Annotated in this window: 13 protein-coding genes; 8 read left to right on the forward strand and 5 right to left on the reverse strand. The window is 68.8% G+C overall.

The window, feature by feature from the left end; genetic code table 11:
• The first annotated feature begins 270 nt into the window (after positions 1-270).
• The 6 genes from AB4Z27_RS12170 to AB4Z27_RS12195 all read left to right on the forward strand — a co-directional run bounded on the left by AB4Z27_RS12170 (position 271) and on the right by AB4Z27_RS12195 (position 7,562).
• Positions 271-924 carry a PepSY-associated TM helix domain-containing protein gene (locus tag AB4Z27_RS12170; protein ID WP_092293909.1) on the forward strand — a complete coding sequence of 218 codons (654 nt, stop codon included), beginning with the start codon at positions 271-273 and terminating at the stop codon, positions 922-924.
• A 34-nt stretch (positions 925-958) separates the two neighbouring features.
• Positions 959-1,480, forward strand: a complete 522-nt coding sequence (locus tag AB4Z27_RS12175) for a DUF2271 domain-containing protein (protein ID WP_092293907.1) — start codon at positions 959-961, stop codon at positions 1,478-1,480.
• Positions 1,481-1,533: 53 nt separating this feature from the next.
• A complete protein-coding gene (locus tag AB4Z27_RS12180; protein ID WP_441591264.1) occupies positions 1,534-2,367 on the forward strand; it encodes a DUF4198 domain-containing protein in 834 nt (277 codons plus the stop codon).
• A gap of 9 nt (positions 2,368-2,376) precedes the next feature.
• Entirely contained in the window at positions 2,377-3,399 is a 1,023-nt protein-coding gene (locus AB4Z27_RS12185; protein WP_441644544.1) for an FAD:protein FMN transferase, read from the forward strand.
• Positions 3,396-4,991 carry a sulfite reductase subunit alpha gene (locus AB4Z27_RS12190; RefSeq protein ID WP_441644545.1) on the forward strand — a complete coding sequence of 532 codons (1,596 nt, stop codon included), beginning with the start codon at positions 3,396-3,398 and terminating at the stop codon, positions 4,989-4,991. The genes AB4Z27_RS12185 and AB4Z27_RS12190 overlap by 4 nt, the downstream gene beginning before the upstream one ends.
• A gap of 111 nt (positions 4,992-5,102) precedes the next feature.
• Positions 5,103-7,562 (forward strand): penicillin acylase family protein, encoded by a 2,460-nt coding sequence (locus tag AB4Z27_RS12195; protein WP_441644546.1) that lies wholly within the window; start codon positions 5,103-5,105, stop codon positions 7,560-7,562.
• Between the two features lie 47 nt (positions 7,563-7,609).
• Here AB4Z27_RS12195 and AB4Z27_RS12200 read toward each other — a convergent pair whose 3' ends face one another.
• Positions 7,610-8,359: a creatininase family protein gene (locus tag AB4Z27_RS12200; protein ID WP_092293895.1), complete on the reverse strand. Its 750-nt coding sequence runs from the start codon at positions 8,357-8,359 to the stop codon at positions 7,610-7,612.
• Between the two features lie 20 nt (positions 8,360-8,379).
• Positions 8,380-9,669: an MFS transporter gene (locus tag AB4Z27_RS12205; protein ID WP_092293893.1), complete on the reverse strand. Its 1,290-nt coding sequence runs from the start codon at positions 9,667-9,669 to the stop codon at positions 8,380-8,382.
• A gap of 141 nt (positions 9,670-9,810) precedes the next feature.
• Here AB4Z27_RS12205 and AB4Z27_RS12210 point away from each other — a divergent pair, with 141 nt between their 5' ends.
• Together AB4Z27_RS12210 and AB4Z27_RS12215 are read left to right on the forward strand one after the other, a co-directional pair.
• Positions 9,811-10,740: a LysR family transcriptional regulator gene (locus tag AB4Z27_RS12210; RefSeq protein WP_092293890.1), complete on the forward strand. Its 930-nt coding sequence runs from the start codon at positions 9,811-9,813 to the stop codon at positions 10,738-10,740.
• A 96-nt stretch (positions 10,741-10,836) separates the two neighbouring features.
• The gene (locus AB4Z27_RS12215) at positions 10,837-11,289 is read left to right on the forward strand and encodes a DUF2501 domain-containing protein (protein WP_092293888.1); all 453 of its coding nucleotides are present in this window, start codon (positions 10,837-10,839) and stop codon (positions 11,287-11,289) included.
• Positions 11,290-11,311: 22 nt separating this feature from the next.
• On the opposite strand, the gene AB4Z27_RS12220 is transcribed toward AB4Z27_RS12215, so the two are convergent.
• Genes AB4Z27_RS12220 through AB4Z27_RS12230 form a run of 3 tightly spaced genes read right to left on the reverse strand, consistent with a single transcriptional unit; the run spans position 11,312 to position 13,720 of the window.
• Positions 11,312-11,722 (reverse strand): VOC family protein, encoded by a 411-nt coding sequence (locus tag AB4Z27_RS12220; protein WP_092293886.1) that lies wholly within the window; start codon positions 11,720-11,722, stop codon positions 11,312-11,314.
• Positions 11,723-11,758: 36 nt separating this feature from the next.
• Positions 11,759-12,208: a helix-turn-helix transcriptional regulator gene (locus AB4Z27_RS12225; RefSeq protein ID WP_441591269.1), complete on the reverse strand. Its 450-nt coding sequence runs from the start codon at positions 12,206-12,208 to the stop codon at positions 11,759-11,761.
• 42 nt (positions 12,209-12,250) lie between these two features.
• Positions 12,251-13,720 (reverse strand): porin, encoded by a 1,470-nt coding sequence (locus AB4Z27_RS12230; protein ID WP_441644547.1) that lies wholly within the window; start codon positions 13,718-13,720, stop codon positions 12,251-12,253.
• Positions 13,721-13,751: the final 31 nt, after the last annotated feature.

The following is a 13,751-nucleotide window of genomic DNA, read 5'->3' on the forward strand; positions in this document are numbered from 1 at the left end:
TCTGAACCCGCTCGGGGCGATCGATTTGTCGCCCTCTATGGGTGCCATAACGGCGCGGTCATCAAGGATCTTGATCGGGGGGAAACACTGATAGGGTAAGGTGATGCAAGAGGCGCACGGGGTGTAACGCACCGTAACCATGACAGCGTGTCGACTACGTCATGTCAGATTGCCTCAACAAATGAGAACCATTACCATCTAGGTGTTGCGGCTAATCGACATGCCGCCGCGCCCCCCGCGCGCGCCCCGCGCGCCCCCTTTCTCACCCGCATGACAGACAACCCGCCGGCCTCCGGCCAGCAGCGCCGCGCCTTTTGGCTCAAGCATCTTCATCAATGGCACTGGATCAGTTCCGCGATCTGCCTGATCGGGATGATGCTGTTCGCCATCACCGGCTTCACGCTGAACCATGCCGGCCAGATCGAGGCCCGGCCCAGCGTGGTCACCCGCAGCGAAACCGCACCGCGTGACGTGCTGGCCGCCCTCCGACGCGCGGCCCCGGCCGGCGCCGCCCAGAAGAACGAAAAAGCGCCCGTGCCGCCCGTGCTGGCCCAATGGCTGTCGGAATCCCTCCATGTGGATGCCGAAGGCCGCGAGGCCGAATGGTCCGCCGATGAACTCTACGTGGCCCTGCCACGCCCCGGCGGCGACGCCTGGGTCAGCGTGGCGCTGGACAGCGGCGAGGTGCAGTTCGAAGCCACCTCGCGCGGCTGGATCTCCTATTTCAACGATCTGCACAAGGGCCGCAACACGGGCCATGCGTGGAGCCTGTTCCTCGATGTGTTCGCCTTCGCGTGCCTCGTCTTCAGCCTCACCGGGCTGTTCCTGCTGAAGCTGCACGCCGGTGGCCGCATGGCCACCTGGCCGCTGGTGGGGGCGGGGCTGGTGGTGCCGCTGCTGCTCGCCATCGTGTTCATTCACTGATTTGCATTCCATCCAACCAGAAAAGGTAGTTCCGATGCGCCGACTCCTTACCGTGACCATGACCGGCCTGGCCGCCGCCCCGCTTGCGCCCGCCATGGCCGCCGACCTGAACGTCAAGGTGGATATTCCCCGCCTCACCGTGGCCGAGTACCACCGCCCCTACGTGGCGATGTGGGTGGAGCGCGCCGATCAGAGCCCCGTTTCCACGCTGGCGGTCTGGTACGACGGCAAGAACAAGGACGGGGAGGGCACCAAGTGGCTCAAGGACATGCGCCAGTGGTGGCGCAAGGCGGGCCGGGACATGCAGATGCCGGCCGATGGCATCTCCGGCGCCACGCGTGCGCCGGGCGAGCAGGCGGTGTCGTTCTCCGCCGGCAAGTCGCCGCTCGGCAAGCTGCCCGCCGGCGACTACCAACTGGTGGTGGAGGCCGCGCGCGAAGTCGGGGGCCGCGAACTGGTGCGCGTGCCGTTCACGTGGCCGCCGCAATCCGCGCAGACGGCCCGTGCCAAGGGCGAACACGAACTCGGCGGCGTCACCGTCGAACTGAAGCCCTGACCCGCACCCCATCCGTTCTCACCCCGAATCACTGGATTGACTGGAGCCTGACGATGAACAAGCCTGCCCGCTTCCCGCAACGCCTTGCCATGCGCGCCGCCGTGCTGGCGCTGGCCGCCCTGGCCCCGCTGGCCGCCCACGCCCACCGCCAGTGGCTGCTGCCGTCGGCCACCGTGCTGTCTGGCAACGACGCCTGGGTGACTGTGGACGCCGCCGTCTCCAACGACCTGTTCTACTTCGAACACGTGCCGATGCGGCTCGATAACCTCGTCGTCACCGGCCCGGATGGCGCCGCCGTGAAGGCCGAGAACGCCTCCACCGGCAAGTACCGCAGCACCTTCGACCTGCACCTGACGCAGCCGGGCACCTACCGCGTGGCCGTGATCAACCAGGGTGTGTTCGCCTCGTGGAAGGAAGGCGGCCAGACCAAGCGCTGGCGCGGCACCGCCGAGGCGCTGGCCAGCAACGTGCCGGCCAACGCGCAGGACCTGCAGGTGACCGAGAACGCCGGCCGCGTGGAAGCCTTCGTGACCGCCGGCAAGCCGTCCAAGCAGGCGCTGTCGACCACGGGCCGCGGCCTGGAGCTGGCCCCGATCACCCACCCGAACGACCTCGTGGCGGGCGATACGGCCAGCTTCCGCCTGCTGCTGGACGGCAAGCCCGCCAGCAACCTGAAGGTGGAGATCGTGCCGGGCGGCATCCGCTATCGCGACAAGCTCAACGACCTGAGCGTCACCACCGACGCGGACGGCAAGTTCAGCGTCAAGTGGCCGGCCCCGGGCATGTACTGGATGGAAGCCGATGTCCGCGACGACAAGACCTCGGTCAAGCAGGCCAAGGCCCGCCGCGCGGCCTACGCGGTGACCGTGGAAGTGCTGCCCCAGTAAGACCGATCGATGCCGCGCGTGCTGATTCCCACCTCGCTCTCCGCGCCGCCGCCCACCCCGGCGGCGGGCGGGCGCGTGCGGCAGTGGGCCGGCCAGACCATGGGTACCACGTGGTCGGTGTCGGCGGTGCAGGCGGGCGGGGAGGATGCAAGCATCGGGGATGGCATCGAGGCGGCGATCGAGGCGGTCCTGGCCAACGTCATCGCCCAGATGAGCAACTGGTCCGAGACCTCGGACCTGAGCCGCTTCAACCGCGCTGCCGCCGATGCCTGGGTCACGCTGCCCGAGGATTGCTTCGCGGTGCTCCAGGCCGCGCTGCAGGTGGCGCGCGACAGCGGCGGCGCCTACGATCCGAGCGCCGGTCCGCTGGTGGACCTGTGGGGCTTCGGCCCCGCAGGTCTGGCGCATGCGCGCCAGACCGCGCCCACACCGGACGACGTGGCGCGCGTGCGCCAGCCCTGCGGCTGGCAGCGCATCGAGGTTGATGTGCCGAACCGCCGGGCGCGCCAGCCGGGCGGGCTCGCGCTGGACTTTTGCGCCATCGCCAAGGGGTTTGCTGTCGATGCGGTGTCCCGCCATCTGGACGCCCGCGGCGTCACCCATCATCTGGTCGAGATCGGCGGCGAACTGCGCGGTCAGGGCCTCAAGCCCGACGGCATGCCGTGGTGGGTGGAACTGGAATCGCCCGAGGCGAACGCCCACGGCGCCGCCCGCACGCTGGTGGCGCTGCTCGGGCTGTCCATCGCCACGTCCGGCGACTATCGCCGCTACTTCGAGCAGGACGGCCGACGCTTTGCCCACACCATCGACCCGCGCACCGGCTACCCGGCGGCGCACGCGCTGGCTTCGGTGACGGTGATCCACCGGGACTGCATGCTGGCCGATGCCTTGTCCACGGCGCTGACCGTGCTTGGGCCCCAGGCGGGCATGGACTTCGCGCAGCGCCATGCGCTGGCGGCGCGCTTCCTCGTTCGCACGCCGCGCGGCTTCGATGAACTCACCTCGCCGGCATTCGCCGCCATGCTGTCATGACCGTCGCTCGCCTGTGGCCCTGGGTTGTTTGCCTCGCCGGCGTTGCGCTGGCCGTGCTGTCTCCCAGCCGGATGACGATGGCGGCCGGCGTGGTGGCGGCCTATGCGGGCTTCTGCGCCGCCATCCTCGCCCAGCATCGCCGCCGCCGCGCCGCGCGGGCAGCGCTTGTGCCGGATGACAACGGCGCCGGGCGCCCCACGCTGATCGCCTACGCCAGCCAGACCGGCTTCGCCGAGCAACTGGCGACGCAGACCGCCCGCGCGCTGCGAGGCGCCGGCGTGCCGGTGCAACTGCTGTCCTTCGCCGAACTGGACGGTGCGCGGCTGGCCGCGTGCGGGCAGGCACTGTTCCTGGTCAGCACGACGGGCGAGGGCGATGCGCCCGATACCGCCTCCGGCTTCACGCGCAAGCTGGTGTCCGGCGCCGCGCCGGAGTCGCTGCGGCAGCTCCGCTTCGGCATTCTCGCGCTGGGCGATAGCAGCTACGCGCGCTTCTGCGCCTTCGGGCACACGCTGTCCGGCTGGTTGCAGCGCCACCACGCCCAGCCGCTATTCGACATGGTCGAGGTCGACAACGGTGACCCCGGCGCGCTGCGCCACTGGCAGAACCATCTGTCGGCGCTCGGCGGCGGCGCGGAGATTGCCGACTGGGAGCGCCCGCGCTATGGCCGCTGGCAACTGGTGGAGCGCCGCCTGCTCAACCCCGGCAGTCACGGTGCGCCGGCCTGGCACCTCGCGCTGGTGCCGGAAGATCCGAGCGACCTGGCGTGGACGGCCGGCGATATCGCCGAAGTCGGCCCCTGCCAGCCACCGGACGTCGTGGCGAAGCTGCTGGTCCGTCTCGCCCTCGATGGCGCCACCCCGGTGCGCTGCGACAGCCGCCCGATGACGCTGACCGAGGCGCTGGCCACGCGCCTGCCGCTGCCCGACGCCCATCTCGACACCATGGCCGGCCTGGCCCCGCAGGCGCTGATCGACGCCCTGCCGGCCCTGCCGCACCGCGAATACTCGATTGCCTCGCTGCCCGCCGATGGCCGGCTCGAACTGCTCGTACGCGAGACCCGTCATGACGATGGCCGGTTGGGGCTGGCGTCCGGCTGGCTGACCGTCCATGCCCCCGAGGGCGCGCATATCGCGCTGCGCGTGCGCGCCAATCGCGCGTTCCATCCGCCTGCCGATGACCGCCCGCTGATCCTGATCGGCAACGGCACGGGCCTCGCCGGCCTGCGCGCGCTGCTGAAGGCCCGCGCGGCGGCCGGGCATCGGCGGAACTGGCTGCTGTTTGGCGAGCGCTCCGCCGCCCATGACGACTTCCACGGGGCAGAACTGCGCGCGTGGCAGGAACAAGGTGTGTTGCAGCGCATCGACCGCGCGTGGTCGCGCGATGGCGGCGGGCCGCACTACGTGCAGGACGCCGTGACGGCGCAGGCCGACGCCCTCCGCGCGTGGCTGGCCGAAGGCGCGGCGATCTATGTCTGCGGCAGCCTGCAGGGCATGGCGGGTGGCGTGCACGCGGCGCTCGTCGAGATCGTCGGCGAAGACGCGCTGCAGGCGATGACCGAGGACGGGCGCTACCGTCGGGACGTTTACTGAACCTGAAACGCCTGTATTGCGGCAGCGCACGATCGCCGTATCGGCCACATCGGCGCCACATTCGTCTATCCTCATGGGTCCTGATTTAACAGGCCCCGAAGAGGAGACACAATGCTTCACCATTCCCGTCCGCTGCGGCGCGCTGCCGTCGCGCTCGCTTGTCTTGCCACGCTCTCCACGACCACCGCCGCCCTCGCCGCCGGCCCCGACCGTTTCGCGGTGCCGGGGCTGGAGAAGCCGGCCAGCATCCTGATCGATAAATGGGGCGTGCCCCATATCTACGCCGGCACGCTCTACGACGCCTTCTACGCGCAGGGCTTCATGGCCGCGCGCGACCGCCTCTGGCAGATCGACCTCTGGCGCAAACGCGGGCTGGGCGAGATGGCCAAGGACTTCGGGCCGGCCTATGTCGAAGGCGACCGCATGGCGCGCGCGGTGCTGTTCCGGGGCGATATGTACCGGGAGTGGCTGGCCTACGGCTCCGACGCCAAGCGCGTGGCCGAGGCCTTCGTGGCCGGCGTGAACGCCTACGTGGCGCAGACGGAAGCCAACCCGGCACTGCTGCCGCCCGAGTTCCGCGTGCTGAACTACAAGCCGGCGCTGTGGCGTGCCGAAGACATCGTGCGGATTCGCCACCACGGCCTGACGCTCAATTTCACGGGCGAGATCGACCGCGCGGCGGTGTTCTGCGAGGGCAAGGCCAACGGGGTGCGCGCCGACTGGGTGCGCCGCGAACTCGATCCGCCGGTCGAGCCGAAGCTGCCCGAGGGGCTGGACCCCTGCGCGCTGCCGGTGGCCGAGCTGAAACAGGCCTACGCGCTGGCCACGGCCGCGCCGCGCTTTCCGAAGGAGTGGTGGACACCGGGCGCCAGCAAGGCTGCGGCCGCAGGGGCCGGGAACGTGCCGGTCGACCAGCTCTATGCGATGGTCGATGCGTCGAGTGACACCGGGCGCAGCCTGGGCTCGAACAACTGGGTCATCGCCGGCAGCCGCACCACCACGGGCCGGCCGATCCTCGCCAATGACCCGCACCGCGCGCACGGCGCCCCGAGCCTGCGCTACATCAGCCACCTGAACGCGCCGGGCCTGTCCGTGATCGGCGCCGGCGAGCCGTTCCTGCCGGGCATCTCGATCGGCCATAACGGCACCATCGCCTTCGGCCTGACCCGGTTCTACATGGACCAGGAAGACCTCTACGTCTACGAGACCAACCCGGGCCAGGCGCGCGAGTATCGCTACAAGGGCCGCTGGGAGCCGATGGAAACCGTCACCGAGCAGATCGCGGTGCGCGGGGAGGCCACACCGCGCACGGTGACCATCGACTACACGCGCCACGGCCCGGTGCTCTACGCCGACGCCAAGACCCAGCGCGCCTGGGTGCTGCGCGCCGCGTGGCTGGACTACGGCATGGCGCCGTATTTCGGGTCGATGGACTACATGCGCGCGCGCAACTGGGACCAGTTCCGTGCGGCGATGAACCGCTGGGGTGCGCCGGGCGAGAATCAGGTCTACGCGGACACCTCGGGCAATATCGGCTGGATTCCGGGCGGGTTGACCGTGAACCGGCCCAACTGGGACGGCCTGACGCCGGTGCCCGGCGATGGCCGCTACGAGTGGGCCGGCTATCGCAACATGGACGAACTGCCGTGGGCGTATAACCCGACGCCGGGCTACGTGGTCACCGCCAACGAAAACAACATCCCGGCCAACCATCCGGCCGCGAAGATCGGTGTGGGCTATGAGTGGAGCGACAGTTCGCGCGCCCAGCGGCTCAAGGCGGTGGTGGGGGCCAAGTCGCGCAGTTCGGTGGCGGACTCGATGGCGTGGCAGAACGACACGGTGTCCCTGCCGGCCCAGCGCGTGGTGGCGCTGCTCAAGCCGCTCAACAGCCCGGACGCGCAGGTCCAGCGCGGGCTGGACCTGCTGCGCAACTGGGACGGCAACGAACGCGCCAACAGCGCGGCGGCGGCGCTGTTCGAGGTCTGGTTCAGCAAGCACCTGCGCACGGCCATCGTGCGCGGGGCGCTCTCGCCGGAGGCGGCCAAGCTGGTGGGCGCGGGCGATGCCACCCGGGTGATCGCGGTGATGGAGCAGCCCGACACCTGGATGACCGTCGAGCGCCGCAACGAGATCATGTTCGCCACACTGAAATCGGCCATGGCCGAGGTGGAGAAGGCGCTCGGGCCGGACCCGGCGGCGTGGCAGTGGGGCAAGCTGCACACCGCCGTGTTCAACCATCCGCTCAACGCCCTTCTCGACCCCGCCCAGCGCCAGCAGTACGACGTGAACGCGGGGCCGATCGGTGGATCGTCGTTCACGCCGATGAACACCAGCTATCGCAACAATGACTTCCAGCTGACCGCCGGGGCCTCGTTCCGGATGGTGCTGGACGTGGGCAACTGGGACGCCTCGCGCGCGGTGAACACGCCGGGGCAGTCGGGCAATCCGGCCAGCCCCCACTACCGCGATCTGGCGCCGCTGTGGGCCAAGGGGGAATACTTCCCGCTGGTCTACACGCGCAAGGCGGTGGAAAAGGCGACCGCCGAGCGCGTGGAACTGGTGCCGCGCTGAGCGGCGGGCGGCCCGAGGGGCAACCTCGGGCCAACCTGACGACAACCTCAGGCCGGCGGCCGTTCCTGGCTGAATGCCGCCAGCTCGCGTGCCAGGCTCTGCGCCGCGAGTTCGACCAGCGCGCGGCCCCGTTCGCGCGTGGCCAGCCCCGGGTTGGAGCCCAGCCGGCCGTCAGGGAAGCGGGCGCGGAAGTCCAGCGCATCGCGGATCGGGCCGGACGGGGCGATGGGCGGCGCGTAGTCCGCCGTCTTCACCGACTCCGGGAAGGCCCATTGCGTGATGGCGATCTCGGAGGGCGTGGCGTGCGCGCCATGCCCGGTCGGGAACTGGTCGCGCGCCAGTTCGCCCACGCCTTCCAGATCCCACCAATTGGCGAGTTTCAGCGCGAAGCCGGCCGGGCGCCGCGCGAAGCTGGCTTCCGCGTACAGCTCCGAGAACGCCGCCTCGATCGAGGCCACATTCCCGCCGTGCCCGTTCAGGAACAGGATCTTCTCGAAACCGTGCAGGGCGAGGGAGCGTACCCAGTCGCCAATCGCGGCGATGAACGTCGACGGGCGCAGCGAGATCGTGCCCGCAAAGGCCAGGTGATGCTGGGCCATGCCGATATTGAAGGTCGGGGCGATCAGGATGTCGGCCGATTTCTCCGCCTCCCGCGCGATGATCTCGGGACACAGCCAGTCGGTGCCCAGCAGGCCGGTCGGGCCGTGCTGCTCGTTGGAGCCGATCGGCACGACGATCGTGCGGCTGCGCTGGAGGAACGATTCGATTTCGGCCCAGGTGGACATGTGCAGTTGCATGGGAATCCTCTTATGGGTGGCTACCGGTGGGCCGGCAGCTTGTTGGTGATGACGATCAGGGCGGCAAGGACAGGCAGCGAAGCCATGACCAGCACGCCGAGGTGCAGGTTGCCGGTGGCGGTCTTCGCCCAGCCGATGATGGCCGGACCCCAGAAGCCGCCGGACAGCCCGATGGTGTTGATCAGCGCGATGCCGCCCGCGGCCGCCGGCCCCTTGAGATAGGCGGGCGGAATCGCCCAGAAGACCGTGTAGGTCATCCACAGCGCCGTGGTGCCCAGCGTCAGCAGCGCCAGCGTCAGGAACAGGTGGCCATCCGCAAGCGTCGAGGCCGCCAGCAGCACGCCGCCGGCCAGCGCGGGCACCGCGCAGTGGAAGCGCCGCTCGTTCTTGCGGTCCGAGCGCCGGCCCATGTAATACATCCCGAAGGCCGCGCCGATATAAGGCACCGCCGCGTACCAGCCGAGCTGCACGGTATCCGTCACGCCCTGCGCCTTGATCAGGGTGGGCAGCCAGAAGCTGATGGCGTAGATCGCCGCGATGATGCAGAAGTAGGCGAAGGCCAGCACATAGATGCGCTTGTCGCGCGCCACGGCCCGGAACGAGTGGCTGTGGGCGGCGCCGACATGGCCGAGATCGGCCTCCAGCATGCGGCGCTCCTGATCGGTCAGCCAGGTGGCCTCGGACGGCTTGTTCGGCACCAGCTTCAGCGCCAGCAGGCCCAGCACCACGCAGGGCAGGCCCTCCACCAGGAACATCCATTGCCAGCCGGCGAGGTTGCCGGCGCCGGCGAGCGAGGTCATCAGCCACGCCGAGGCCGGCGCGCCGAGAATGCCGCCGATCGGCCCGGCCAGGAAGACGATGGCGATGGCCCGCGCCATGCGCTGCGGCCCGTACCAGCACGACAGGTAATAGATCATCCCCGGTGCGAAGCCTGCTTCGAAGATGCCGAGCAGGAAGCGCATGGCGTAGAACATCGGCACATCGCGCACGAACAGCATGCAGGCCGAGGTAATGCCCCACAGCACCAGGATGCGGCTGAAGGTCTTGCGCGCGCCGATGCGCGGCAGCATCAGGTTGCTCGGGATCTCGAACAGCACGTAGCCGATGAAGAAGATGCCCGCGCCCACGCCGTAGGCCGCGTCCGAGAAGCCGAGGTCGCTCTGCATCTGGAGCTTGGCGAAGCCGATATTGACGCGGTCCAGGTAGGCGAACAGGTAGCAGATCAGCAGAAAGGGCAGCAATCGCCAGTTGATCTTGCTGTACAGCGCGGACGTGTCGTCGACTGCACTTTCTTGGGGGATGGCTAGCATTGCTTGTCTCCAGTCTGTCTCTGTTCTCTCTACGGGTGCCCTGCGTGGGGTCTCTCGATAGTGGCAGCGGCGCGCCCACCTACCAACAGCAACAAAGTTCACGTATCGTTGCTGCTCAGGCAACGCAAGGGATACGGCGAGATGCGCGAGATCAATCAGCAGCGGTTGCGGTACTTCCGGGAGGTGATGGCGCACGGGACGATCCGGGGTGCGGCGGAGCACCTCAACACGTCACCGTCGGTTATCACCCGGCAGATCCGGCTGCTGGAGGACGAACTGGGGTCGACGCTGTTCGAGCGCCAGCCGCGCGGGCTGCGGCCCACGGAGGCGGCGGCGCATCTGCTCGAGTTCTGGCGCGGCTATCGCTCGCACCAGGAGAAGCTGGAGGATCAGCTCCACGCCTTGCAGGGGCTCCAGCAGGGCGAGGTGCGGCTGGTCATCAGCGAGGGGTTTGCCGATGCGCTGGTCAACGAGGTGCTGGCGCCGTTCTGCGCGCGCTATCCGAAGCTCGAGATCCACATGGTCAGCCTGCCCGTGGACGACGTGCTGAACGAGGTGGCCGAGAGCCGCGCCCATATCGGCCTGGCCTACAACCCACCGCCGCACCCGCGCGTGGAATACCGCGCCAGCGTGGCCCAGCCGGTGGTGCTGCTGGTGCGGCGCGATCACCCGCTGGCGCTGCGTGGTGGCCCGGCGAGCATCGCCGACATGCAGGCCTACCCGCTGGCGCTGATGCCGCCGTCGTTCGGCATCGGCCATGCGGCCAAGATGCTGGAGTTCGCCGAGAACATCTCGATCCACGCCACGCTGACCACCAACTCGCTGCCGGCGCTCAAGCAGATCGTGGCGTACGAGAACTTCATGACGCTGATCGGCGAGTTCGCGGCCTACCGGGAGATCGCGGCCGGGCAACTGGCCGTGGTGCCCATCGACCATCCGCTGTTCCGGGGCACGCAGGCCCGGGTGCTGGTCAAGGCCGGCCGGCCGCTGCCGGGCGCGGCGCTGGCGCTACTCGCGCAGATCACGGATGGGATGTCGATGTTCCGGGGACATGCGTCGCATGACGCATAAGCCACACGGGATCTCAAAAACGTTCAGATCGGATCCGGCGGACGGCGGCATATAGTGGTGAGGCCACTCCCGGCATGACCGGACAAGGAGTCTCGCATGGCCAAAATTTCCGTCCCCGCTACGCTGCGCCGCGCCGCGTGGCTGACCCTTCCCGCGTGCTGCGTCGCGCTCTCCGCCCTCTCGGGCGTGGCCCACGCGCAGCTCGGCGACATGATGAAGTCGGCCCCCACCGGGGCGATCGGCGACATCAGCGGGATGTCGATGTCATCGCTCACCGCCGGTAGCGCCGGCAACGCCGCCGGGGTGATCGAATATTGCATGAAGAACAACTACCTCAACGCCGACTCGGCAACTTCGGCGGTGAAGGACAAGCTGCTGGGCTCCGTGCCGGGCGGCACCAAGGACGCCGGCTACAGCGACGGCTCGCGCGGCGTGCTTTCCACCAGCAACGGCCGGCAACTCGACCTCAGCAACACGGCCGCCATGAAGGCCGAAGTCAAGAAGCAGGTCTGCGACAAGATCCTCGCGCAGGGCAAGTCGATGCTGTGAGGCGGGGCGGGCCCGCCCGGTCTTACTTCAGCTGCTGGATGCGGATCATGTTGCCGGCCGGGTCGCGCACGCCCAGGTCGCGCACGCCGTAGGGCTGGTCGGTCGGTTCCTGGACGATCTCGGCGTCCCAGTCCTGCAGGCGCTGGAAGGCGGCGTCGAGGTCCGTCGCGCCAAGCAGCAGCATGGCGTAGGTGCCCTTGGCCATCATTTCGGCGATGGTGCGCTTTTCGTCGTCGGTGACGCCCGGCGTGGCGTTGGGCGGAAACAGGACGATGGAGGTCTCGGGTTTGCCCTTCGGTCCGACCGTGATCCAGCGGTTGCCGCCGAAGGCGACGTCCTTGCGGATTTCGAAGTCGAGCGCGTCCCGGTAGAAGGCCAGCGAGGTTTCCGGGTCGGTGTGGGGCAGGAAGGCCGAGTGAATGCTGAGGTCCATGAGGGGTTTCCGTTTCCGTGTTGGGGTCCAGGCAGTCTAGGCCGGCTGCTTTTTCGGCGCTTCTCGATTCCTGATCGGTCGCGTGACCTGCCGGGCGACGCAGGGCGGCATGCCCTCGGCCTCGCCGGCGGCCTCGCGCCGGTAGCGGCTCGGCGAGACCCCGACCAGTTCGGTGAACCGGGTGCTGAAGGTGCCCAGCGATGAACATCCCACCTCGAAGCAGACCTCGGTGACGCTGAGGTCGCCCCGGCGCAGCAGCGCCATCGCGCGTTCGATGCGCCGCGTCATCAGGTAGGCATAGACGGATTCGCCATAGGCCAGCCGGAACTGGCGGCTGAGGTGGCCCGCCGACATGTGGACACCCTGCGCGAGCGCCTCGACGTCCAGCGGCTGGGCATACTCGCGGTCGATGCGGTCGCGTACGCGGCGCAGGCGGGCGAGGTCCCGGAGAGTGGTATCGGAGGGAATATTGGCGGCGACGGGCATCGGGCCATGCTGTCATGCCCGCCGGGGGGATTCAACCCGGCATCACTTGCCGTCCCCGCGGATGGCCGCCTCGATCTTGGCGATGTCGATCTTCTTCATCGTCATCATCGCGTTAAACGCCCGTTTGGCCAGCGCCTTGTCCGGGCTGGTGACGGCCTCGACCAGCACGCGCGGCGAGATCTGCCACGACAGGCCCCATTTGTCCTTGCACCAGCCACAGGCGCTCTCCTGCCCGCCATTGCCGACGATGGCGTTCCACAGGCGGTCGGTTTCGGCCTGGTCGTCCGTGGCGATCTGGAAGGAGAAGGACTCGTTGTGCTGGAAGTGCGGGCCGCCGTTCAGGCCGACGCAGGGAATGCCGGCGACGGTGAACTCGACGGTGAGGACATCGCCCTCCTTGCCGTCCGGATAGTCGCCCGGCGAGCGGTGGACGGCGCCCACCGCGCTGTCGGGGAAGGTCTTGGCATAGAAATTGGCGGCATCGAGCGCGTCGCGGTTGTACCACAGGCAAATGGTGTTCTTGCGGTTATCGATATAGCCGACCGTGCCGTAGACCATGGTGCGCTTGGAGAAGGCGTAGTTGGCGCGCGCCGCGAACAGCCAGGCCTTGTTGCTGCTGTCGTGAAAGCGCAGGTGGAACGCCTCGGCGTCCACGCTGAAGGCTGGCGTGACGGGATAGGACAGGCCGCCGAAGTACAGGTCGCTGCGCGGCGTGATGCTAGCGCGGTTGTCGCGACGGATCCAGCCGGCGCCGACCTTCGCCTTGCCGATCATGGCGTAGCCGTTCACCGTCAGCCGGTCGTCATGCAGCGCGCTGCTGGTCAGGCCGGCGAACGCGCCGGGCCCGCCGCGCAGGGAATCGTAAGTCACATTGGCGCTCCACCGGGCAGTTTCGTAGCGCAGCATCGCCGACCATTCGCGGCACTGCCGGCTGTCGGCCGGGTTCTCGCCCGCGCAGTTGGTGCCGGACGGGCTCGGGCCGGCGTTGACGCTGTCGCGGCCAACGCTGTATGTGCCGCCGACCGTGAAGCCGCCGAACGTGCCCTTGTAACCCACAGCGTTGTCGGTGCGGGCGTTGGGGATGTAGCTGTCTAGCGAGCCCGAGCTAAAGGTGTTGGGGCCGAGGATGTCGGAGTCGAGGGTCGACCAGAACAGCATCGTGTACTGGCGGCCGAGCGAGAGCTGGCCCCACTGCCCCGATAGCCCGACCCATGCCTGTCGGCCAAACAGCCGGCCGCCCTGGTTGCTGACGCCACTGTTGGGCGCGAAGCCGGACTCGAGCACGAACTGCGACTTCAGCCCGCCGCCGAGGTCCTCCGTGCCGCGCAGGCCCCAGCGGGACGGCACCGTGCCGGACAGGTTGGGCATCCGCACGACGTTGTCGTGCGCACTGCCGATGCGGTTGACGAACTCGACGCCGGTATCGACGACGCCGTACAGCATGACCGATTGCGCGCAGATTGCGGACGAGGCGAGCGCGAGCGCGCCTGCCATGGCGGCATGACGAAACATGGATATCTCCCGGATTGTTGTTATGGGGTTC

This window comes from Cupriavidus sp. KB_39 (genome assembly GCF_052114485.1).
In the GTDB taxonomy this organism is placed as follows: domain Bacteria; phylum Pseudomonadota; class Gammaproteobacteria; order Burkholderiales; family Burkholderiaceae; genus Cupriavidus.